Consider the following 23,384-nt stretch of genomic DNA (forward strand, 5'->3'; position numbering starts at 1 on the left):
TGAAATTCTATCATCAATCAAATATGATGTCAATGAAAGTCTCTGCCGGATTCTTAATCTTCCAGACATTCCAGCTTGCTGACAGATACTTCATATGCCGTTCTTTTCTCAGTCTCTGTCTCCGTCAGTTTCTTAATATATTCCCTACTCTGAATCCGTCCAATAATCTGAACATGCTCACCAACTTCAAAAGCCGAAGCAAATCTTGCATTTCTTCCCCAACAAATGCATGGTATGTAATCTGATTTGCCATATGGCCGGTTGACAGCCAGCAACAGGTCTGCAATCTCTCTTCCAAGTGGTGTCTTTCGATACACTGGCAATTTACAGATATAGCCATCCAGAAAAATATTATTCGTCTTTGCTCCATCCAGTTCCTCATCAATAAATTCTGCTTCTCTTACAAACACCGACAGAACCAGACGGTTCTTTTGTTCATCATGTCTGTTATAAGAGCGGAACTGTCCACTTACCATAATGAATTCTCCCGTATAATCCTGCGTCACATCAATCAGGCGTTCTGAGATCATAAGCGGAATCCGGTCTTCCGAATTACTGAGACGTTTTACATTAACATCCACCATATAAAAGCCCTCTCCGTACACCTCATGGCTGAATGTAAAAGGTGATGCAATCTCTCCCATAATCGTTACCTGGTTGTTTTCAATAATCTTATCTGACATAATTTTACAATCTCCCTTCCTCTGAATCGTATTTTGAGTTGTCAAGCATCCTGCGAAAATTCCCATAGTTTTGCAGGGTCATTACATAGTCTATGAAGGGAGTTACTATTTTAGAACTAAAATACTTGTAAATTTTTCGAAATGTGATAAACTAATGAAGTTGCATATATTAATAGGTAGAGAAAAGGAAGATTGGTATGAATACAAAACGTGAAGATGTACGTAATATAGCCATTATCGCCCATGTCGACCATGGTAAAACAACATTAGTAGATGAACTTTTAAAACAAAGCGGTGTATTCCGAGAAAACCAGGAAGTAGAAGAGCGCGTCATGGACTCTAACGATATCGAAAGAGAACGTGGAATTACGATTCTTTCCAAGAACACTGCCGTATATTATAAAAATACAAAAATCAACATCATTGACACCCCTGGGCATGCCGACTTCGGCGGCGAAGTAGAACGTGTCTTAAAAATGGTAAATGGTGTCGTTCTGGTAGTTGATGCTTTTGAAGGTGCCATGCCGCAGACCAAATTCGTACTGCGCAAGGCTCTGGAATTAGATCTGCCAGTAATCGTTTGTATCAACAAGATTGACCGTCCAGAAGCAAGACCTGATGAAGTTATTGACGAGGTCTTAGAATTATTCATGGATCTTGATGCTTCTGATGAACAACTTGACTGTCCTTTCGTCTATGCATCTGCTAAAGCAGGCGTTGCTGTATTGGATCTGACCGATGAAGAGCGTGACATGAAGCCTCTCTTCGAGACCATTTTAAGTTACATTCCTGCACCGGAAGGAGATCCTGATGCAGACACACAAGTACTGATCAGCACCATTGATTATAACGAATATGTAGGTCGTATCGGCGTCGGAAAAGTAGATAACGGTACGATCAGAGTTGGTATGGATGCCATTGTTGTAAATGAACATGATCCAGAACGTCAGGAAAAAGTCCGTATCAGCAAACTATATGAATTTGACGGTCTGAATAAAGTAGAGGTAAAGGAAGCTACGATTGGATCTATTGTTGCTATTTCTGGAATCTCCGACATTTCTATCGGAGATACGATCTGTTCTCCTGAAAATCCAAAAGCAATTCCTTTTCAGAAGATTTCAGAACCTACAATCGCAATGCAATTTATTGTAAATGACAGTCCATTTGCAGGTCTGGAAGGAAAATATGTGACTTCCCGCCACTTACGTGACCGTCTGTTCCGAGAATTAAACACAGATGTCAGCCTTCGAGTTGAAGAAATGGACAACACCGACAGTTTTAAAGTATCTGGACGTGGCGAGCTGCATCTGTCTGTATTAATCGAAAATATGCGCCGTGAAGGATACGAATTTGCAGTCAGCAAGGCTGAGGTTCTGTATAAAAAAGATGAGAACGGTAAATTACTAGAACCTATGGAGGCAGCTTACATTGATGTCCCAGATGAATTCACCGGTACTGTTATCGATAAACTCAGTCAAAGAAAAGGTGAATTGCAGAATATGGGAGCCTCCAATGGCGGTTATACCCGTCTGGAATTCCGAATTCCAGCCCGTGGATTGATTGGTTACCGCGGTGAATTTTTAACAGATACCAAAGGAAATGGTATTATGAATACGGCTTTTGATGGATATGCTCCATATAAAGGTGATATTCAGTATCGTAAACAAGGTTCTCTGATTGCTTATGAGACCGGAGAATCTGTCACTTATGGATTATTCAGTGCTCAGGAGCGTGGTGTCCTCTTTATCGGACCTGGAGAAAAAGTATATTCCGGTATGGTTATCGGAGAAAATGCAAAGACCGATGATATCGAAGTCAATGTATGTAAGACCAAACATCTTACCAACACTCGTTCTTCCAGTGCAGACGAAGCACTTCGCCTGACACCACCAAAAATCCTTAGTCTGGAAGAAGCACTTGACTTTATTGATACCGATGAATTACTGGAAGTAACTCCAAAAACCCTTAGAATCCGCAAAAAGATCTTAGATCCTAAGATGAGAAAACGAGGAAATAAATAATGACATTTTTATGGCTGTTGGAAGGAATTCGCACTCCTTTCTTAGATAAATTGATGCAACTAATCACTTATTTTGGCCAGGAACTGATTATCATAGCGGTTATCTGCGTACTTTACTGGTGCGCGGATAAGCGCTTTGCTTATCTCCTGGGATTTACGTACTTTACTGCCGGCTTGTGTGTTCAATCCCTGAAAATCACTTTCCGTATCCCAAGGCCCTGGATTCTGGATCCAGATTTTACAGCTGTAAAGAGCGCCGTCCCAGGCGCGACCGGATATTCTTTTCCAAGCGGTCACACACAAGGAGCCACCTGTCTGTTTTTTCCACTGGCTTTAAAGGCTCAAAATATTTGGTGCAAAATTCTCTGCATCCTTGCCTTTTTGTCTATCGGTTTTTCCAGAATGTATCTGGGATGCCACACTCCAAAAGATGTATTGGTATCTATGCTGATTTCTATTCTGGTATCTCTTGTTATCTGGAAATTTCAGACATTTTTACTGGATGATTCACGTTATCTGAAACAGATTGCCAGCATTCTGGCACTTTTGTCATTTACCGTGGCTGCCTATGCTCTTGTCCTGAAAAGCAATGGAACAATTGAGACAAAATACGCCACAGACTGCTGTAAAGCCGCCGGTGCAGGCCTTGGATTCGCCATTGGCTGGTACATTGAACGGACAAAAATGAATTTCGATACACATACCGGAAATATCGTCACACAGATTCTGAAGCTAATCATTGGACTGATCATTGCACTTTTGATTAAAGAGGGCTTTTCCACGATCTTTGGAAGTTCCATCTTGGCAAAAATGGCAGAATATTTTATACTGGTTTTATGGGTACTTGTTATCTATCCATTTATATTCAGTAAAATATTAAGGAGAAATGTATGCAGCAATATATAGCTAATTTTTTGAAACGAATAACTGAAATCCTGGAATTCTTTATTTCCATTATGCTGGCCATCGGAATCGTTCTTTTATGTATCCGTATGGCTGCTTCCTTAGGTAATATTCCTGATCTCAGTATCTGGCCGAACTATGACGATCTTCTTGAAACCTGCTTCAACCTTATCATCGGTGTTGAGTTGATTCGAATGATGTACTATCATACTCCCAACACTGTATTTGAAGTATTGCTTTTCGCAATTGCCCGCCAGATTATCATTGATCACTCTTCCATCTGGGGAAGCCTGATTGGTGTATGTGCAATTGCAGTATTGTTTGCCACACGAAAGTTCCTTTTCTGTGAATTTGATATATCTGAGGCCACCATTTTTCGGGCAAGCACAAAAGTATCATCTATTAATAAGCTCTTAAATATCCACATCCCTTATAAGGAACATGAGACCTTGCTTGATGTGACCATGCAGAAGCTAGAGGAGACCGAGACAGGATGTCATGTCGGCGCATGTGTCTATTTTGCAAATGTCGGTCTTCGTATTGCCAAAGTACATGATGGAAAAATTTCAAGAATTGAAGTAATACGTGCTATACATTAGTCTTCAAACGTGTTATACTACATATATCAGATAGATTACTTGTCTTGTCGTAAATTGTCAGACTAATCTTCTGAAATTATGTCGAAAAGGAGTTGGACAGCATGAAGTTTATCATTATTGGGAAAAACATCGATGTAACACCTGGTTTAAGAGAATCCGTTGAAAGCAAATTAGGTAAACTAGAGAGGTATTTTACTTCTGACACGGAGATTCACGTAACATTGAGCATCCAGAAAGAGCGTCAGAAAATCGAGGTAACCATCCCTGTAAAGGGTGACATTATCCGTTCTGAGCAGGAAAGCAATGATATGTATGTTTCTATTGATCTGGTAGAGGAGGTCATCGAACGCCAGCTTCGCAAATATAAAAACAAATTGATTGCAAGACATCAGGAAGGCGGCAATTTCAAACAGGAATTTATTGACGCAGAAGACACTGCAGAGGATGAAAACGAGATTAAGATCGTCCGTACGAAAAAGTTTGGATTCAAACCAATGTATCCTGAAGATGCATGTGTACAGATGGAACTTCTCGGACATGACTTCTACGTATTCTGCAACGCAGAGACAGATGAAGTCAACGTAGTTTACAAAAGAAAAAATGGAACCTACGGCTTAATCGAACCAGAATTTTCATAAAGCTACAAGCAATAAACAAAATACAGAAAAAGGTACCAGAGCATTTATGTTCTGGTACCTTTTTTTGTATTTTTTCATGGCGACAGCCATGACTGAGATGCAACGCAGTGGCATCTCGGTTTATTGCGTTCTCCTCACTTTGCTCTCTTTTCATGGCGACAGCCATGACTGAGATGCAACGCAGTGGCATCTCGGTTTATTGCGTTCTCCTCATTTTTCCAGGATTTCCAAAACTTGCACATTCCCATCTATATTGGCAAAATAACAAAACTCTCCCTCTTGCATCATGGCCTGTCCATTAGTTCCTTCTGTAATCTCCGCCTTCACTGCTGCAAGCTCATCTTCTGGAATCAACGCTTCTAATTCCACTTTATCTGTATATACCGAACCCAGAATCTGAAGCCCTCTCTGTCCTAAAATGTACTGAATTTTCCCTAATCCAGTATAATCTGTTGAAATACAAAGTTTAACTCCCAAAATTTTGGTTATAATCACAGATGAGGCTAAGCCTTGTTTAGTTGCAGCTGAATATGCACGGACCAGCCCTCCGGTTCCCAGTAATGTCCCTCCAAAATACCTCGTTACTACCACGGCGACATTATGAATCTCCTCTCCAAGCAGAACCTCCAACATGGGTTTCCCCGCCGTACCGCTGGGCTCTCCGTCATCACTGCACCGCTGAAGTTCATTGCGTTCTCCGATCACATAAGCAAAGCAATGATGTCTGGCATCCCAGTATTTTTTTCTGACTGATTCAATAAATGCCAATACTTCTTCTTCTGACCCGGCCGGAATTACCGTCGCAATAAACCGTGATTTTTTCTCCACGATTTCTCCCTCTCCGCCTTGATATACCGCCTTATATTCTGATAACATATCGTCTTCCTTTCACACCTAATACATAATCCTTATCTATTACTATACCTAATTTCTTAAGATTTTCCTACTGAAATATGAACTTTTCATTTTTTTCTTTATTAACGATTGGTTATTTGGTATAATAACGGGGTATGAAGGAGGCCTAAATGCATGAATTATGGTAAGAAAAAAGCTTCGCAAAAGCAAAAAAAGATAACGTCCAAATCTACCATGCAGGGGAAAAGAATAGGCGTACGGCTTTTTAAAGCATTTCTTCTCTGCCTGGTAGTCGTATCGGTCGTCGGGGTCATTGGAGTTGGCGTATTTGTCAAAAAGATCATTGATGATACCCCCAAAGTCTCCCCCGAAGATGTAAAACCGAAAGGATTCACTACCTTCGTGTATGCGGATGATGGTACAACAGAGATCGAACGTTTCGTATCTTCCGGTTCAAACCGTGTATACAAATCTATTGATGAAATACCTGTCGATCTGCAGCATGCCTTTGTTGCAATCGAAGATGAACGTTTTTATGAGCACAATGGTATTGACCTTCAAGGTATTGCCCGTGCTGCAGTAATTGGAATTACTTCCGGTGATTTTTCCCAGGGTGCAAGTACCATTACACAGCAGCTGATAAAAAATAATGTATTTACTAATTTCATGGACGAGCAGACATTCTATGACAAGCTGCAGCGTAAGATCCAGGAACAGTATCTGGCATTACAGATCGAAAAGCAGATGGACAAGGACACCATTATGGAGAGTTACCTGAATACCATTAACCTTGGTCAGAACTGTCTGGGCGTACAGGCTGCTGCAAAGCGCTATTTTAATAAAGACGTCAATGAATTGACCTTATCGGAATGTGCCGTAATTGCCGGTATCACTCAGAATCCTACTGGCTACAACCCAATTACAAACCCAGAGGATAATTCTAAGCGTAGAGATAAAGTACTGAAGAACATGTTGGAGCAAGGATATATAGATCAGGCTGCTTATGACGAGGCTAAAGCAGATGATGTCTATTCCCGAATCCAGACGGTAAATAGCGCTGCTCAGGACGAAAATCCATATAGCTATTTTGTAGACGCCCTGACAGAACAAGTGATTGACGATTTAAAAACACAGCTTGGATATACAGAAACACAGGCTTACAACGCTGTATACAGCGGAGGTCTCAGCATCTACTCTACTCAGAACAGAGAAATCCAACAGATCTGTGATGAGGAAATGAATAATGATGCAAACTATCCCGGACTAAAAGAATATGGACTGGATTATGCACTTACTGTTACCAGAGCTGATGGAAGTGTGGAAAACTACAGTTCCGGTCATATCAAACAATATGTGAAGAATACGTACGGAAAAGAACAGGGACTTCTCTATTCCAGTGAAGAAGAAGCACGTGCTATGATTGAAGAATGGAAGTCAACCATTGCTCAGGAAGGCGATACTTACGATGAAGTCGTTAATATTTCTCCTCAGCCTCAGGCTTCTGTTACTATTATTGATCAGTCTACCGGACAGATTAAAGCTATGGTCGGAGGCCGCGGTGAGAAATCAACCAGCCTGGGCTTGAATCGTGCTTACAAAGGTTCCAAACGTCAGCCTGGTTCTTGTTTTAAGATACTTGCTGCTTATGCTCCTGCTTTAGATTCTTGCGGCAAGACGTTAGCTACCGTTATCAAAGATGAGCCTTATACTTTAAAAGGCGGCCAGGTGCTTAGAAATGCCAATGGGCGTTACGGTGGAGACACAACGATCCGCAAGGCTATTACATGGTCTATCAACGTATGCGCAGTTAAGCTTAGTGATGAGATCACACAGGAACTTGGATTTGAATATTGTGAAAAATTCGGTATTTCTACTCTGGTAAAGAGCAAGGAAATCAATGGCGATATCTACAGCGACATTACACAGACACTTGCACTTGGCGGTCTTACAGAAGGTGTCTACAATTATGAAATGTGTGCCGCATATGCTACAATTGCCAATGGCGGTGTCTATCATACACCTACTTTATATACTAAGATTCTTGATCACGATGGTAACGTACTGCTGGAAGGAACCGGCGAAACTCGTACAGTAATCAAAGACAGTACCGCCGCACTTTTGACCAGTGCTATGCAGGATGTAGTTAATTCCGGTACCGGTACTGCCTGCCAGTTACCAAACATGCCAGTTGCAGGAAAAACAGGTACTACAACCTCTAACAAGGACTTATGGTTCTGTGGATTTACCCCATATTATACTTGCGCTGTATGGGGTGGTTATGACGATAATAAGGAATGTAGTTATGATACGAATTTCCGTTTCCGAATCTGGAAAAGCATTATGAGCAGAGTTCATGCAAATCTAGAGACTAAAGAATTCACAATGCCTGCTTCCGTTCAACAGAAAACCATATGTTCTATCTCCGGTCTATTAGCAGTATCTGGAAATTGTCCTGGTATCACGGAGTACTTTGCAACGGATACACTGCCAACGGAAAGCTGTCCAGGCCATGTGAAGGAAGAGCCAGAAGAAGAGACCGAAGAAGAGGACGACAATACCGAAACCGATCCTGGAACGACTCCGACAACTCCGACTGATCCAGGCGGTGGCGGCACTGAACCCCCAACAACTCCGACCGATCCAGGTGGTGGCGGCGGAGACGCTGGTGGCGGTGGTGAAGCTCCTATCCAATAGGCAATAATTCTTAAATTATAAAACAGCAGAATCAAAACCTTGATTCTGCTGTTTTAATTCATATCATAATATAATTTTATCTACTGCCCTTACAAAATTAACTTTGCTGCCCCACAGATTCCTGCATCATTTCCGAGTGTCGCAAGAACGAACTCCGTATTCTTATTAGCAAAGAATGCTTTTTCCTGGAAGTTTTTCTCTACATAGTCAAGAAGAATCTCACCAGCCTTAGAAACACCTCCACCGATAACGATTACAGATGGATCTACTACTGCTGCAAGATTAGCCATTGCATGTCCAAGGTATACGCCAAACTCTTCTACGATTTCTTCAGCAACCTTATCTCCATCCTTCAGAGCATTGAACACTGTCTTTGCGCTGATCTCTTTCTTATCTCTAAGAGAAGATGCTGCATCATCAGCTGCCAGACGTTTTTTCGCAAGTCTTGCAATTCCTGTAGCAGATGCATATTGTTCCAGACAACCTGTTTTTCCACATCCACAATGTTCAGTCTCCTCATAATTCACACAAAGATGACCAATCTCTCCGCCTGCACCATGAGCACCTACCAGCGGATGACCATTGACGATGACTCCGCCGCCGACACCGGTTCCCAGTGTAACCATGATCATATTCTTCTGACCTTTTCCAGCTCCCAGCCACATCTCACCAAGAGCAGCTACGTTCGCATCGTTTCCTGCTGCAACCTTAAGACCGGTCAACTCTTCCATCTCACGGTTCACTTCTTTATAGCCCCATCCGAGATTCGCTGTATTCTGCACAACACCATTATCATCCACTGGTGCCGGTACTCCTATTCCGATACCACTCATCTGTGAAGCCTCAATTCCTTTTTCTTCCATCTTTTTCTTGAGAGATTCTGCTATGTCCGGAAGAATTGCTTCTCCTTTATTCTCTGTACGAGTCTTAATCTCCCATTTATCCACGAGTTCTCCATCTGTTTTAAAAAGTCCAATTTTTACAGTTGTACCCCCTATATCAACTCCAAAACAATATTTCATCTCCCATATCCTCCTATTTTTTTATTAAATTCTCTTGTACACGTTTATATAATTCCTGAGCCGCATTATAACCCATCTTCTTCTGTCTGTGATTGATTGCGGCCGTCTCAACAATGATAGCAAGATTACGTCCCGGACGAATTGGAATCTGATGACATAAAACCTTATTGCCAAGGAATTCTGTGTACTCTTCCTCAAGGCCAAGACGATCATATTGTTTCTCTTTATTCCAATCCTCCAGTGTAATAACAAGATCGATATTCTTAGTCTCTCTTACACTCTGTACACCAAATAAAGTCTTAACATCTACAATACCGATACCACGCAATTCAATAAAATGTCTTGTAATATCCGGTGCTGACCCGACCAAAGTCACATCGCTGACTTTGCGAAGCTCTACCACATCATCACTGACCAGACGATGCCCACGCTTAATCAACTCAAGCGCTGCTTCACTCTTGCCAATGCCACTTTCTCCCATAATCAGGACACCAACGCCATATACATCTACCAACACTCCGTGAATGGAAATACATGGAGCCAATTCCACATTCAGCCAACGAATAATCTCTGCAGTAAACTCAGAAGTCTTCTTTTCTGTTACGAATACCGGAACCTGTGATTGATTCGCCATCTCTAAAAACATGGGTTCAGGCTGCAGATTTCTCGAAAAGATGACGCATGGAAGCTGATAAGACAAAAACTGTTCATAAATCTCTTTGCGTTTTTCCTCTTCCATCTTCTCCAAAAAAGTATACTCTACATATCCAATCAATTGAACACGGTCTGAGTCAAAATGTTCAAAATATCCTGTAAGTTGCAGAGCCGGTCGATTAATATCCGGAACCTCGATCGCAATATGTTCAACATCAACGTCTGGCGTAAGATTCTTAAGGTCCATCTTCTCTACGACCTTTTTTAATTCTACTTTACTAGCCATATTATTCTCCTCCACGCATTATTATTTTTTTATTATATCATATTCGTGAAAAAAGTTATAGACATCCTGTGCTGATTTTTCATTCATAGAAGGGAGTTCTTTCAGTTGTTCTATTGTAGCATTTCTTATTGCATCAATACTCTCGAAATGTTTCATCAAGTCCTTTCTACGAGCCGGCCCTACTCCCTTAATGTCATCCAAAATCGAATGTACCTGTCCCTGACTTCTCAATTTACGATGGAAAGTAATGGCGAACCTGTGTGCCTCATCTTGAATTCTGGTAATTAATTTGAAGCTCTCAGAATTCTTATCTATAGCAATTTCTTTATTTTGATAATACAGTCCTCTTGTACGGTGATTGTCATCCTTGACCATTCCACAGACTGGAATATTCAGATGAAGTTTATCCAACACTTTTAACGCCACATTTACCTGCCCTTTTCCGCCATCCATAAGAATCAGATCAGGAAAAGATGTAAATCCACCCATATCTTTTCCTTCTTCTTTTTCTCGCATTCCATGTTCAAATCTTCTGATCAGAACTTCTTCCATACTGGCGTAGTCATCCGCTCCCTGCACGCCTTTGATCTTAAATTTACGGTAGTCATTACGTTTCGGCTTTCCTTTTTCATAGACAACCATAGAGCCAACAGATGCAAAACCACTGGTGTTGGAAATATCATATGCTTCCATCCGTACTACTCCTTTTAACCCAAGAAGATTTTCCAATTCTTTTACAGCGCCGATGGTTCGTCCTTCTTCCCGTTTCAACCGTTCTTTATCTGTGCTCAGAACAAGAGCCGCATTTTTTCTGGCCAGCTCTACCAGTTTTTCTTTCGTTCCTTTTTTCGGAACTCTCAGATGAACTTTATGTCCTCTTTTCTTTGCAAGCCACTCCTCAATAACTTCTGCGTCCTCAATCTCCTCTGGAAGCATCAGTTCCGACGGAATATATGGTGTCCCGGCATAAAACTGCTTCACAAAGCTGGACAGAATCTCTTTTTCAGTCTCTCCTTTCGCTATTTTTAAATAAAAATGATCTCTTCCGATCAAGCGTCCTCCCCGGATGAAAAATACCTGTACAACTGCATCCTCTTCTTCTACTGCCACCGCCAGAATATCTCTGTCATCTCCTGCTGTATCTGTAATCTTCTGTTTTTGAGCAATCTTCTGCACGCTAGAGAGTAATTCACGATATTCAATCGCCTTCTCAAATTCTAACGCTTCTGATGCCGCCTGCATCTTTTCTTCCAGCTCTTTTAAGATTACGTCATAATTTCCATTCAGAAAATGAATCACTTCATGGATAGATTTACGATACTCTTCCTGTGATATATAACCCTGACAGGGTGCCTTACACTGATGGATATGATAATTTAAGCAAGGACGTTCTTTCCCGATATCCTTAGGCAACTTCCGGTTACAACTTCGTATGTGATAAAGCTTACGAATCAGTTCAATTGTATCCTTCACAGCACCGGCACTGGTGTAAGGTCCAAAATATTTTGCCTTATCCTTCACCATGCGTCTTGCCATCATCACCCTGGGATAAGGCTCGTCTACGGTTACTTTAATAAATGGATATGTTTTGTCATCCATCAACATTGTATTATATTTTGGTCGATGCTCCTTAATCAGATTGCATTCCAGTACTAATGCTTCCAGTTCAGAATCCGTCACAATATATTCAAATCGAGTGATATGGGTCACCATCTGCTCAATCTTGGCGCCCTTGTTCCGGCTGCTCTGAAAATACTGCCTCACACGATTCTTGAGACTGATTGCTTTTCCAACGTATATGATGTCATCTTTCTCATCATGCATAATATAAACGCCTGGTTTCCCAGGCAGCTTTTTTAATTCTTCCTGAATATCAAACATAGGCTCTCCCCCTATTTCTTCCACTTCATTATTACATAAGAAAAAGTTCTTTGCAATCAAGTCTGAGAATTGATCACAAAGAACTTTTATCTGTACGCGTCTTTATTTCTACCTATTCTTCTGTGCTGTCTGTAACTTCAACAGCTTCTGTCTGGATATCTTCTCTTTCCACCGGATTCATACCGATTCTCTGTTCTTCTTTCTTAGGAGCATTCGGATCGATTCCTTCTACTTCATGGAATATTTCCATAAACTCTTTTCCGGTAATCGTCTCCTTCTCAATCAGGAATGCTGCAATCTTATCCAGGGAATTCCTATGCTCACTCAACAGTCTCTTAGCCTCTTCGTAAGCTTCCTTTAACATCTTCATGACTTCCTGATCAATCTCTGAAGCTGTCTCCTGTCCGCAATTGCTTACCGGACGGCCGTCCAGATAACGATTCTGAATAGATTCCAGCCCGATCAAGCCGAATTTTTCGCTCATACCATACTGCGTAATCATGGCTCTTGCGATACTGGTCGCTTTCTCAATATCATTGGCAGCACCAGTCGTAACGGTATCGAACACGACCTCTTCCGCCGCACGTCCTGCCAACATTCCGACTAACATTGCCTGTAATTCCTTCTTCGTATTCAGAAACTTCTCTTCCTCCGGTGTCTGCATGACATAACCGAGGGCACCCATTGTACGGGGAACGATCGTGATCTTCTGCACCGGTTCGGAATCTTTCTGGAGTGCACTGACCAGTGCGTGTCCTACTTCATGATAAGATACGATTCTTCTTTCTTCCTGACTCATGATACGGTCTTTCTTCTCTTTTCCGACCAGTACCACTTCCACAGCTTCGAACAGATCTGACTGAGATACTGCATTTCGTCCATTCTTAACGGCGTTAATTGCTGCTTCATTGATCATATTGGCAAGATCTGAGCCAACAGCACCGGATGTTGCCAGCGCAATTGCTTCCAGATCTACCGTTTCATCCATCCGCACATCCTTCGAATGTACCTTCAGAACATCAACTCTTCCTTTTAAATCAGGCTTTTCCACAATGATACGACGGTCAAAACGTCCCGGTCTCAAAAGTGCCGGATCCAGAATCTCCGGGCGGTTTGTTGCTGCAAGAAGCACCAATCCCTTGTTACTCTCAAATCCATCCATCTCTGCCAAAAGCTGATTTAACGTCTGTTCACGCTCATCATTGCTTCCAAGCTGATTGTCACGGCTCTTACCAATGGCATCGATCTCATCGATAAAGATTATACATGGAGCCATCTGCTGTGCCTGCTTGAACAGGTCACGCACACGGGATGCTCCTACACCTACATACATCTCGACAAACGCAGACCCACTCAATGAGAAGAATGGTACTTTCGCTTCTCCTGCAACTGCCTTGGCAAGAAGTGTCTTACCAGTTCCCGGAGGGCCTACAAGGAGTGCTCCTTTTGGAAGCTTGGCACCAACGCTTGTATATTTACCCGGATTATGCAGAAAATCAACGACTTCCTGCAAAGACTCCTTTGCTTCATCCTGACCGGCAACATCTTTGAAAGTAACACCTGTAGACTTCTCCACATACATCTTGGCATTACTCTTGCCAATACCCATCATTCCGCCGCCTTTTGACATCTTTCGAGTCATCCATACGATCAGACCGACAAAAATGATAATTGGTAAGAACGTCGCCAGAGTCTGCGCCACTACCATAGATGTCGTATCGGGTATCTCCTGACTGAACTTTACATCTGCTTCTGTCAGCTTATCTGCAAGCTTATCATCATTAACAATACCGGTATAATATTCTTTTGCAACTTTCTGTCCATCTTCTTTTTTCTCTTTAATCACGATCCGGTCGCTCTGAATCTGTACTTCATCGACTTTCCCGTCATCTACCATCTTGATGAATTCATCATAAGTGATCTCATTTCCTTCTCCTGTTCCCTGAAACTGGAACAGTGCCATAACTAGAATCATTGTTATTAATGTAACTAATATAATAAAAGAAAAACCCTGCTTATTATCTTTATTATTATGGTTATTTTTGTTTTTATTATTCTGGTTGTCCATATTTCTCCTCCTGTGCTTCTCTTTCATTATAAGGACAGCCTCCTTAGAAATCAACAAAAACATTATGAAAAGATTGTAAACTCTCCACATGGTGTAGTATACTTTTATTAATAATGCTTATGCGTAACTGGCAGTTTTTTCCAGATACACGGCAATCGAAAGTATAATTCTATATAGAAAGACTAAGGGGAATGAACACAATGAAAATTGGATTTGACAATGAAAAATATCTTCAAATGCAGTCTGCCCATATCCGGGAGCGAATTAATCAATTTGACAATAAACTTTATCTTGAATTCGGTGGCAAATTATTCGATGATTACCATGCTTCCCGTGTGCTACCTGGTTTTCAGCCGGACAGTAAGCTGCGCATGTTAAAGCAGCTTTCTGACCAGGCAGAGATCGTAATCGTAATCAGTGCAGAGGATATCGAAAAAAATAAGATTCGCGGCGATCTCGGCATCACTTATGATTCTGATGTACTTCGCCTGATGGCTGTCTATCAGGAACATGGCCTCTATGTCGGCAGCGTTGTAATCACCAAGTTCAGCGGTCAGGAAAGTGCTACTTTATTTAAGAACCGTCTGGAAAAACTTGGCATAAAAGTATACCGCCACTATATCATTCCTGGCTATCCGTCCAATGTACCTTATATTGTAAGTGATAACGGATATGGCAAAAATGACTATATCAAGACTTCCCGTCCACTGGTCGTTGTTACAGCACCAGGTCCCGGAAGTGGAAAAATGGCAGTATGCCTTTCTCAGCTATACCATGAACATCAGCGCGGCATCTCTGCCGGTTATGCCAAATATGAGACATTTCCGATCTGGAATATTCCATTAAAACATCCGGTCAATCTGGCCTATGAGGCTGCGACTGCTGATCTGAACGATATTAACATGATTGACCCGTTCCATTTGGAAGCATATGGAAAGACTACTGTAAATTATAACCGGGATGTTGAGATCTTCCCGGTATTAAACGCCATGTTCCAACGCATTTACGGGGAAAGCCCTTATAAATCTCCTACTGATATGGGAGTAAATATGGCTGGAAACTGTATCTGTGATGATGAGGTCTGCCGGGAGGCTTCCCGCCAGGAAATCATCCGCAGATACTATGCATCTCTGCAGCGTCTTCTCATGGGATCCTGTTCAGAAGAAGAAGTCTGCAAGATCGAGATGCTCATGAACCAGGCCGGAATAACGGTTCACGATCGTCTAGTCGTTGATGCTGCCCTGGAGCTTGCTCAGGCAACGGACGCGCCTGCTGCCGCTCTTCAGCTCCATGATGGACGTATGGTCACCGGAAAGACTTCTAATCTACTGGGGGCTTCTGCTGCTCTTCTTCTGAACGCATTAAAAGAGCTGGCAGGAATTGATCATAAACGTCATGTGATTTCTCCTGCAGCAATTGAACCGATTCAAAAATTAAAGACTTTATATCAGGGCAGCAAAAATCCACGACTCCATACCGACGAAGTACTGATTGCCTTGTCTGTTAGCGCAGCCACCGACCCGGTTGCACAGTTGGCACTCGATCAGCTGCCGGAATTAAGAGGATGCCAGGCACATACTTCTGTCATGGTCAGTTCTGTAGATATGAAGCAATTCAAAAAATTATCCATACAGGCCACTTTTGAAGCAAAGTATGAAAAAAGCTCTGTATTTTTCAACGAAAAGGGTGTATAATCTTAAAGTATTTTTTTAATATAATGAATGAGAGACATGACAGATTGAACTTTAAGGAGGAAATTATGGCAGTAAAATACGTATTTGTTACAGGTGGTGTTGTATCAGGACTTGGTAAAGGAATTACAGCCGCATCTCTTGGCCGACTGTTAAAAGCACGTGGTTACACTGTGACCATGCAGAAATTCGATCCTTATATTAATATTGACCCGGGTACTATGAATCCGGTACAGCACGGTGAAGTGTTCGTAACCGACGATGGAGCTGAGACCGATCTTGATCTGGGCCATTATGAAAGATTCATTGACGAAAGTCTGAGCAAGAATTCAAATGTTACAACCGGAAAAATCTACTGGTCCGTTCTTCAAAAAGAACGCCGTGGAGACTTTGGAGGAGGAACCGTCCAGGTAATTCCTCATATAACAAACGAGATTAAAAATCGTTTTTACCGCAATCCTGCAGCAGAAAATACAGAAATTGCCATTATCGAAGTAGGCGGAACCGTCGGTGACATCGAAAGTCAGCCGTTCCTGGAAGCAATCCGCCAGTTCCAGCATGAAAAGGGTCATGAAAATGTTATCTTAATCCATGTTACCCTGATTCCTTACCTGCGTGCTTCCCAGGAAATGAAGACCAAGCCGACTCAGGCAAGTGTAAAGGATCTTCAGGGAATGGGAATTCAGCCGGATATTCTGGTATGCCGTTCCGAGCATCCTCTGGATGTTGGCATCAAAGATAAGATTGCCTTGTTCTGTAATGTACCATCCAATCACGTATTGCAGAATCTGGATGTAGAGTATCTGTATGAGGCTCCTCTGGCTATGGAAGAAGAGAATCTCGCAGGCGTTGTCTGTGAATGTCTGCACCTTGACTGTCCGGAACCAGACTTAAAAGACTGGGCTGAGATGGTAGAATATCTGAAGAATCCAAACACCGAAGTCACTGTAGCTTTAGTCGGTAAATATATTCAGCTTCACGATGCGTACATCAGTGTTGTAGAAGCATTAAAACACGGTGGTATCTTCAGTCGTGCTACCGTAAATATCAAATGGATAGATTCTGAAACTGTTACAGCTGATAACGTAGAAGAACTTCTGGGAGATGTCAGCGGAATTCTTGTTCCTGGCGGTTTTGGACATCGTGGAATCGACGGCAAATTAGAGGCAATCAAATATGCACGTACGCACAATGTTCCATTCCTCGGTCTTTGCCTTGGAATGCAGCTTGCCATTGTAGAATTCGCCCGGGATGTCATCGGCTACAACGATGCACACAGTGCAGAATTAAGTCCAAATACCACACATCCGGTCATCCACATCATGCCGGATCAGATTGGTATTGAAGATATCGGCGGAACATTAAGACTTGGCTCTTATCCATGTGTTCTTGATAAAAGATCTAAGGCTTACAAATTATATGGAACAGAAAATATCAGTGAACGCCACCGTCACCGTTACGAAGTAAACAATGACTACCGCGACGATCTTACATCACATGGTATGATGCTCTCTGGTCTGTCACCAGACGGAAGAATTGTAGAAATGATCGAAATTCCGGAACACCCTTGGTTTATCGCAACTCAGGCACATCCAGAATTAAAATCTCGCCCGAACAGACCACATCCTTTGTTCCGTGGATTTATCGAAGCCGCATTAGAATATCAGAAAAAATAATGATATAAATTCAAAGTCCCTGAGCTACAAGTTAAATGCATCTTGTGTCTCAGGGATTTCTTTTTGCCGGAGGAATTCTCCGTGACTTTCACTTCTCCGTCTTTAATTCAGATGAGCCTTTACGCACTTGAGAGCTTCGGATACAATCTGGTGCATATCGTAGTAGCGGTACATTCCGAGGCGGCCTCCAAAGATGACATGCGGTTCTTTATCCGCAAGTTGTCTGTATTTTTCGTATAAGGTGTTATTTTTCTCGTCGTTCATTGGATAGTATGGCTCCTGACCTTTGGACCAGGATGCCGGGTATTCTCTGGTGATGACAGTCTTTGGATTCGCCGGAATACCTGTATTGCCATAGCCCCCCTGACATCCATACTCAAAGTGTTTGTGTTCGATGATACGAGTATAAGGAATCTCATATTCTGTATAATTGACAACTGCATTGCCCTGATAATTCTCCATATCCAGTACTTCTGTCTCGAATCTCAAGCTTCGGTATTCCAATTCCCCATAACAATATTCATAATATGCATCAATCATTCCCGTAAAGACAATCTCTTCTGCCTCAGCTTCCAGTTCCTTACGATTCTGGAAGAAATCTGTCTCCAGCCGGACTTCGATTCCCTCTAGCATCTTTTCAATCATCTGCGTGTATCCGCCTACAGGAATTCCCTGATATTTATCATTGAAATAATTGTTATCATATACGAATCGAACCGGAAGGCGGCGGATGATGAAGCTTGGAAGTTCGTCGGCACGTTTACCCCACTGCTTCTCTGTATATCCTTTGACTAATTTTTCATAGATGTCCCTTCCCACAAGCGAGATTGCCTGCTCTTCCAGATTCCTGGGCTCTGTGATTCCAGCTTCTGCAATCTGACGGTCAATAATCTCTTTCGCCTCCTGCGGTGTCGTAATGCCCCACATCTTACTAAAGGTATTCATATTAAAAGGCAGATTATATAACTCATCCTTATATCTTGCCACAGGGCTATTGGTATAACGGTTAAATTCAGCAAATTGCTGGACATAATCCCACACTTCTTTATCTGAAGTGTGGAAAATATGTGCTCCATACTGATGTACCTGGATTCCTTCTACTTCTTTGGTGTAGATATTTCCGCCGACATGATTACGGCGGTCAATTACAACCACCTTTTTCCCTGCTTTTTTTGCCTCATGTGCAAAAATGGAACCGAATAGTCCGGCACCAACAATCAAATAATCATACTTCATATCGTTTATCCTGTCCTCCCTTTATCACTTTTCTCTCTGTTACGGTTCTTTCAAACTATATCGGGTCTGTCTCATCAGACCATCGGGCATGACTGCCATGTTCTGTCTTTTTAACCAATAGCTTGCAATCTATTTGTTCCTTTAATTCATTGACATGCGAGATGATACCAACCAGTCTCTTTTCATCTGCCAGATCACACAGGACCTTGATTGCCTGTTCTCTGGCAGCATCATCCAACGAACCAAATCCTTCATCCACGAACATCGTATCCAGATGGATTGCTCCTGCTGTATTCTGCACAATATCTGCAAGGCCAAGCGCCATTGCAAGAGATGCCATAAAGGATTCTCCGCCGGAAAGAGTCTTTACATCACGCACGGAATCACTGGCCATATGGTAGACATCCAAATCCAGCCCTGCCTGTCCCTGACTTCCAAGATTTTTCACTTCCCGGCACTGCAGGATGAATTCATTGGATGTCATCTGAACCAGTCGTTTATTCGCGGCATGTATGATCTGCTTAAAATATTGTCTCTGGACGTAAGTCTCAAAATCCATCTTGACGGCCCCGCTTAACGTTCCGTTAGCTGTCTTACTAAGATTGCTTACTACTTCGTATTGCTTCTGAAGACTTCCTGTTTTTTCAAAATAGCGTTTCAGATGCTCTCTAATCTCTCGATTCTTCTTATTGATACTGTATAACTGAAGATATTCTTCCTGTCTGATCTTCTGTTCCTGACTGACAGACTGAATTTGTACCTGAATCTCTTCCAGATCTTCTACTGTTTTTCCATCTATTTGTTCTTCCAGCGATGTTTTCATCCCGGAAATCTGATGCAGCTTTGTATGATACTGCTGAATCAGATTTTCTGACTCCTGGATCTCTTCCGAAGACATTTTCCCGGCATGATACTCTTCTTCATCTTTAAAACATTGCTGCTGTATCATGGTATGGTATACCTGATTCTGATATTTTTCTTCTTCCCTTTGCTGTTGAACTGCCTGCTTGAGGCTGTCTGTCTGTCCTTCCAGCTGCTGAACACTTTCCTTTGCCTGCTGTTCTCTTCGTTCTGCTAATTCTAACGCTTGTCTCACCTTTTGTAAAGAGTCCTCCAGTTTTTTCAACTGCTCTTTCGCAATCTTCTGCGATGCAGCCGGAAGTCCTTCACTTTTTGAATGAATCTCTGATTCCAGCTGACTAAGCTTTAGCGATACTTCTGCATGCCTTTCTTTTTCCTTCTCCTGGATGAGCTTTTGTTCTTCCACCTTCTTTAGAATCTGTTGTTCTTCTCGCTGGGCCTGTTCCAACTGCTCACTTTCCTTTTGTGCCAAAATCAGCGCATCTTGAAGCTTACAGATCTCTTCTGCGCATTGGAAAGCCTCATCCCGAATCTGCGCACCTGCTCTTGTTCCCTCAGCCAGTTCTTCCAGCGTAAATTCTCTTTCCATCACTCGGAGGAATTCTCTGGAAAATGATTTCTGTTCCGCCTCATATTGGACAGCTGCTGCTTGGAAGGCCTTTGTCGACTGGTCTCTGGACTGCTCCTTCTGATTTCTTATTCGCTTCGCTTCTTCTACTTCCTGCTGGGTTGGTGCTCCTTCTGACAATTGGCAGATCTTGGGATGATCACAGGATCCACACACCGGGCAGGGATCTCCTTCTTCTAATTCCTGCGCCAGTATTCCTGCCTGTTCCGCCAAAAACGCCTGATATTTCTGTTCATAATTCATCAATTCTTTCAAGTACCGGTTGTGATCCTGTTCCGCCTGAATCTTCTTTTTCTGACATTCTCTTTTCATCTTTTCAAGACTTCTGCATAGACCATCAAGGGACTCTAATTCCTTTTGTCTGGTTTTTTGCCGCTCAATTTTCAGGCAAAGTCCTTCCATTTTTTCTTTGCTTCCGGCACATTCTTTTTGAATCTTCACTAAAGTCTCTTTGCGATTCATCAGTGCGTCTAATGTCTGCACAGATTGATGCAATTCCTTTTCCTTCTGATCTTTTTCCTTTTTCTTTTCAACAAAAGATGCCTGCAACTGCTCAATCTTTTCATATAAGGGAAGTGCATCCTGAATTCGGATGATTTCCGGCGTACAGATTACTTCCTGTTCCTTCATCTGCTGCTTTGCGTTATCTTTATCTTTCACGCAGTCTTCTAAGCGAGTTTTCGCACTCTCAAGTCTGTCTACGGTCTCCTCAAGTGTCTTTTTATTCTTCTGAATTGCCTCGGTGATCTGTATCAGCCGACTTTCCTCGATATATACCTTTTCCGCTCTTTTCGCAGTGGATAGCCTTCTTTCTCTGTCCTGATACTCTTCCTTTTGATTCAAAAGTTCTTGTTCCTGATTCTTGATCCGTTCCAGGGACTGGTAAAGCTGGCTTAGTGTCTCCCCTTCCTTCTTTTTGCCATTTAATTCATCTATTTTTCTTTGTAGTCCTTCTGTCTCTTTTTTCTTCGCTTTTTCCAGGACGCTGCCTGCCTGAATCAGATTCTTTAACACTTCCAGAGCTTCTTCTTTCACAACGACAGGCAATGCCTTACATTCTTCCCATTTCCCATTTTCTTCAAAGTCTTCGATGTATTCTACCCGATCCATCTCTTGCCTGATATCCCGAAGATGATCTTCCAGCTGGTAATAAAGCTGATTCGCCTTCCTCTTTAATTCCTCTTGAACCCGATAATACAGACGAGTCTGGAATATCTTAGAAAATATCTTTTTTCGTTCTTTTGACTCTGCATGAAGGAGTTTTAGGAAATCTCCCTGCGCAATCATTGCAATCTGTGTAAACTGATCTGCATCCAGTCCGATAATCTCCACAATCTTCTGGTCTGTCTCGCGTTTCTTTCCCCGATACACATTCCCATCCGGAAGAATCAACTCCACTTTAGGGGACTCCTTTACATAACGCGGCGATCCATCTGCATATCGCCTCTTTCCAAGCCTGGTATACTCTGGATTTCTTCGAATCGTGTAAGTCTTCTCCTGATAGAGGAATGTATATTCTACATAAGTGTCCGTCTCATCGGATGCATATTGACTTCTCATCATATTACCATCGCGCCTGCCGCCGCTGGTCTGATCATAAAGGGCGTAAGTAATTGCATCAAATATGGTCGTCTTTCCTGAGCCAGTATCCCCGGTAATCAGGAAAAGTCCATGCTGGACTTTCGAAAAGTCTATCGTCTCTTTTCCTGCATAGGAACCAAATGCTGACATCACTAACCTGATTGGCTTCACTGCTTTTCCCCCTTTGCCTCTTCCAGAATCTGCATCATAATCTCCTGTTCCTCTTCCCCCATCTCTTTTCCCTGCATTTCCTGATAAAAATCCGCAAAACTTTCCAACGGATCTTTGATGGTCAGCTCTTCATCCAGTTCCTGCAATTTATTCCGTGTTCTGGTATTATCCACACGAACCTCCAGAATATGGCTGAATACCTTTTCCAATTGTTCTTTTGGCTTATATGGTTCAACTTCATCCGTCAAGGTAATACTGATGTAATCATCCTTTTCCTTCTCTTCTGCCTGCTTCAGGATCTCTTCAAGCTGCCCCCGCTTCTTCTGTACATCTCGTAATGGATGAAGCGGCAGAAGCTCAATCTGCGGTGATGTTCCCTTTTCCTTCAGCGTCACCACAGAAAGGGATTTGTGATGACTGCTTTCGCTGACCGAATATTTTAAAAGCGTTCCGCAATAACGAATATGAGACATTCCCACATTCTGTTCTCCGTGGAGATGACCCAGCGCCACATAATCAAACTCCTTCACACATCCGATATCTATATTGTCAATTCCTCCCACGGAAAACGTCTCAGAATCACAAGTCTGCGGATTGTCTTTACCCGTATAGAACTGATGAGAAATCAATACATTTCTTCTATTACAAAAATCAATCTTCTCTCGCTCAATTAAGCATCTTACTGCTTCTGAGTAAGTTTCTGGGATGTCTTCATCGAACACTTTTCTGACATATGCAGGCTTTAAAAATGGAAGCAAATAAAAATCTATTTCCCCATATTCATCCGTAAGGGTCACTTTTTCTATATATTCTTCCTGTGTCTTCGGTGCGATTCCAGCCAGATGGATCTGGTGCTTTTTCAATATGCCGGACGCATACTGTAAACGTTCCGCCGAATCATGATTTCCACTGATGATCAACACTGTAATCGCCGGTTCAATAGCAGAAAGAGCCGTCAAAAACTCGTCAAATATACTGACCGCTTCCGCTGAAGGAACCGATTTGTCATAGATATCTCCGGCAATAATAATCGAATCCGGATGTATCAGCTCTGCATAATCTATGACTTCGCCCAGAATCTTTTCCTGGTCTTCTCTTAAGTTATAATGATGAAGCTGCCTGCCAATATGCAAGTCAGACAAATGAAAAAACTTCATAAAAACGAATCCTTTCTATTTACATCTGAAACCATCTTACACTATAATCTTCTTATCTAGCAAGAAAAGATTATATCAGG

Annotated in this window: 16 protein-coding genes; 7 read left to right on the forward strand and 9 right to left on the reverse strand. The window is 42.2% G+C overall.

The window, feature by feature from the left end; all coding sequences use genetic code 11:
• Positions 1-53: 53 nt before the first annotated feature.
• Complete coding sequence (locus JQM81_RS01415) at positions 54-683, reverse strand: single-stranded DNA-binding protein (RefSeq protein WP_235231715.1); 630 nt, start codon at positions 681-683, stop codon at positions 54-56.
• A gap of 197 nt (positions 684-880) precedes the next feature.
• Here JQM81_RS01415 and typA point away from each other — a divergent pair, with 197 nt between their 5' ends.
• The 4 genes from typA (at position 881) to hpf (ending at position 4,843) form a co-directional block, all read left to right on the forward strand.
• Complete coding sequence (typA, locus tag JQM81_RS01420; protein ID WP_235231716.1) at positions 881-2,704, forward strand: translational GTPase TypA; 1,824 nt, start codon at positions 881-883, stop codon at positions 2,702-2,704.
• Positions 2,704-3,609, forward strand: coding sequence for a phosphatase PAP2 family protein (locus JQM81_RS01425; RefSeq protein ID WP_235231717.1), 906 nt, complete (start codon positions 2,704-2,706; stop codon positions 3,607-3,609). The genes typA and JQM81_RS01425 overlap by 1 nt, the downstream gene beginning before the upstream one ends.
• Complete coding sequence (locus JQM81_RS01430) at positions 3,594-4,205, forward strand: transporter (protein WP_235231719.1); 612 nt, start codon at positions 3,594-3,596, stop codon at positions 4,203-4,205. Before JQM81_RS01425 ends, JQM81_RS01430 begins: the two co-directional genes overlap by 16 nt.
• A 101-nt stretch (positions 4,206-4,306) precedes the next feature.
• Positions 4,307-4,843: a ribosome hibernation-promoting factor, HPF/YfiA family gene (gene hpf, locus JQM81_RS01435; protein ID WP_235231721.1), complete on the forward strand. Its 537-nt coding sequence runs from the start codon at positions 4,307-4,309 to the stop codon at positions 4,841-4,843.
• Positions 4,844-5,053: 210 nt separating this feature from the next.
• On the opposite strand, the gene JQM81_RS01440 is transcribed toward hpf, so the two are convergent.
• Positions 5,054-5,719 carry a YigZ family protein gene (locus JQM81_RS01440; RefSeq protein ID WP_235231723.1) on the reverse strand — a complete coding sequence of 222 codons (666 nt, stop codon included), beginning with the start codon at positions 5,717-5,719 and terminating at the stop codon, positions 5,054-5,056.
• A gap of 153 nt (positions 5,720-5,872) precedes the next feature.
• On the opposite strand from JQM81_RS01440, the gene JQM81_RS01445 reads away from it, so the two are divergent.
• Positions 5,873-8,392, forward strand: a complete 2,520-nt coding sequence (locus JQM81_RS01445) for a transglycosylase domain-containing protein (RefSeq protein ID WP_235231724.1) — start codon at positions 5,873-5,875, stop codon at positions 8,390-8,392.
• An 89-nt stretch (positions 8,393-8,481) separates the two neighbouring features.
• Here the strand turns inward: JQM81_RS01445 and JQM81_RS01450 are convergent, their stop codons facing one another.
• From JQM81_RS01450 to ftsH, 4 genes are all read right to left on the reverse strand, one after another.
• Positions 8,482-9,414, reverse strand: coding sequence for an ROK family glucokinase (locus JQM81_RS01450; protein ID WP_235231725.1), 933 nt, complete (start codon positions 9,412-9,414; stop codon positions 8,482-8,484).
• Positions 9,415-9,427: 13 nt separating this feature from the next.
• Positions 9,428-10,354: an HPr(Ser) kinase/phosphatase gene (gene hprK / locus JQM81_RS01455; protein WP_235231726.1), complete on the reverse strand. Its 927-nt coding sequence runs from the start codon at positions 10,352-10,354 to the stop codon at positions 9,428-9,430.
• Between the two features lie 21 nt (positions 10,355-10,375).
• A complete protein-coding gene (gene uvrC / locus JQM81_RS01460) occupies positions 10,376-12,235 on the reverse strand; it encodes an excinuclease ABC subunit UvrC (protein ID WP_235231728.1) in 1,860 nt (619 codons plus the stop codon).
• A 112-nt stretch (positions 12,236-12,347) separates the two neighbouring features.
• On the reverse strand, positions 12,348-14,303 hold the full coding sequence (gene ftsH, locus JQM81_RS01465) for an ATP-dependent zinc metalloprotease FtsH (protein WP_235231729.1): 1,956 nt from the start codon (positions 14,301-14,303) through the stop codon (positions 12,348-12,350).
• A gap of 200 nt (positions 14,304-14,503) precedes the next feature.
• Here ftsH and JQM81_RS01470 point away from each other — a divergent pair, with 200 nt between their 5' ends.
• A complete protein-coding gene (locus tag JQM81_RS01470; protein WP_235231731.1) occupies positions 14,504-15,997 on the forward strand; it encodes a DUF1846 domain-containing protein in 1,494 nt (497 codons plus the stop codon).
• 65 nt (positions 15,998-16,062) lie between these two features.
• Entirely contained in the window at positions 16,063-17,670 is a 1,608-nt protein-coding gene (locus tag JQM81_RS01475) for a CTP synthase (RefSeq protein WP_235231732.1), read from the forward strand.
• Positions 17,671-17,772: 102 nt separating this feature from the next.
• On the opposite strand, the gene glf is transcribed toward JQM81_RS01475, so the two are convergent.
• From glf to JQM81_RS01490, 3 genes are read right to left on the reverse strand one after another with little or no spacing between them, the layout of a single operon-like run.
• Complete coding sequence (gene glf / locus JQM81_RS01480; RefSeq protein ID WP_235231733.1) at positions 17,773-18,906, reverse strand: UDP-galactopyranose mutase; 1,134 nt, start codon at positions 18,904-18,906, stop codon at positions 17,773-17,775.
• A 55-nt stretch (positions 18,907-18,961) separates the two neighbouring features.
• Complete coding sequence (locus tag JQM81_RS01485; protein WP_235231734.1) at positions 18,962-22,147, reverse strand: AAA family ATPase; 3,186 nt, start codon at positions 22,145-22,147, stop codon at positions 18,962-18,964.
• A complete protein-coding gene (locus JQM81_RS01490) occupies positions 22,144-23,304 on the reverse strand; it encodes an exonuclease SbcCD subunit D (RefSeq protein ID WP_235231736.1) in 1,161 nt (386 codons plus the stop codon). The genes JQM81_RS01485 and JQM81_RS01490 overlap by 4 nt, the downstream gene beginning before the upstream one ends.
• Between the last annotated feature and the right edge of the window lie 80 nt (positions 23,305-23,384).

The organism is Faecalicatena contorta, assembly GCF_021531895.1.
Taxonomy (GTDB): Bacteria; Bacillota; Clostridia; order Lachnospirales; family Lachnospiraceae; genus JAFBIX01.

Bases quoted from the DNA above. Each gene is read 5' to 3' on its own strand.
- JQM81_RS01415 (WP_235231715.1), bottom strand. From the start codon at position 683: ATGTCAGATAAGATTATTGAAAACAACCAGGTAACGATTATGGGAGAG.
- typA (WP_235231716.1), top strand. From the start codon at position 881: ATGAATACAAAACGTGAAGATGTACGTAATATAGCCATTATCGCCCAT.
- JQM81_RS01425 (WP_235231717.1), top strand. From the start codon at position 2,704: ATGACATTTTTATGGCTGTTGGAAGGAATTCGCACTCCTTTCTTAGAT.
- JQM81_RS01430 (WP_235231719.1), top strand. From the start codon at position 3,594: ATGCAGCAATATATAGCTAATTTTTTGAAACGAATAACTGAAATCCTG.
- hpf (WP_235231721.1), top strand. From the start codon at position 4,307: ATGAAGTTTATCATTATTGGGAAAAACATCGATGTAACACCTGGTTTA.
- JQM81_RS01440 (WP_235231723.1), bottom strand. From the start codon at position 5,719: ATGTTATCAGAATATAAGGCGGTATATCAAGGCGGAGAGGGAGAAATC.
- JQM81_RS01445 (WP_235231724.1), top strand. From the start codon at position 5,873: ATGAATTATGGTAAGAAAAAAGCTTCGCAAAAGCAAAAAAAGATAACG.
- JQM81_RS01450 (WP_235231725.1), bottom strand. From the start codon at position 9,414: ATGAAATATTGTTTTGGAGTTGATATAGGGGGTACAACTGTAAAAATT.
- hprK (WP_235231726.1), bottom strand. From the start codon at position 10,354: ATGGCTAGTAAAGTAGAATTAAAAAAGGTCGTAGAGAAGATGGACCTT.
- uvrC (WP_235231728.1), bottom strand. From the start codon at position 12,235: ATGTTTGATATTCAGGAAGAATTAAAAAAGCTGCCTGGGAAACCAGGC.
- ftsH (WP_235231729.1), bottom strand. From the start codon at position 14,303: ATGGACAACCAGAATAATAAAAACAAAAATAACCATAATAATAAAGAT.
- JQM81_RS01470 (WP_235231731.1), top strand. From the start codon at position 14,504: ATGAAAATTGGATTTGACAATGAAAAATATCTTCAAATGCAGTCTGCC.
- JQM81_RS01475 (WP_235231732.1), top strand. From the start codon at position 16,063: ATGGCAGTAAAATACGTATTTGTTACAGGTGGTGTTGTATCAGGACTT.
- glf (WP_235231733.1), bottom strand. From the start codon at position 18,906: ATGAAGTATGATTATTTGATTGTTGGTGCCGGACTATTCGGTTCCATT.
- JQM81_RS01490 (WP_235231736.1), bottom strand. From the start codon at position 23,304: ATGAAGTTTTTTCATTTGTCTGACTTGCATATTGGCAGGCAGCTTCAT.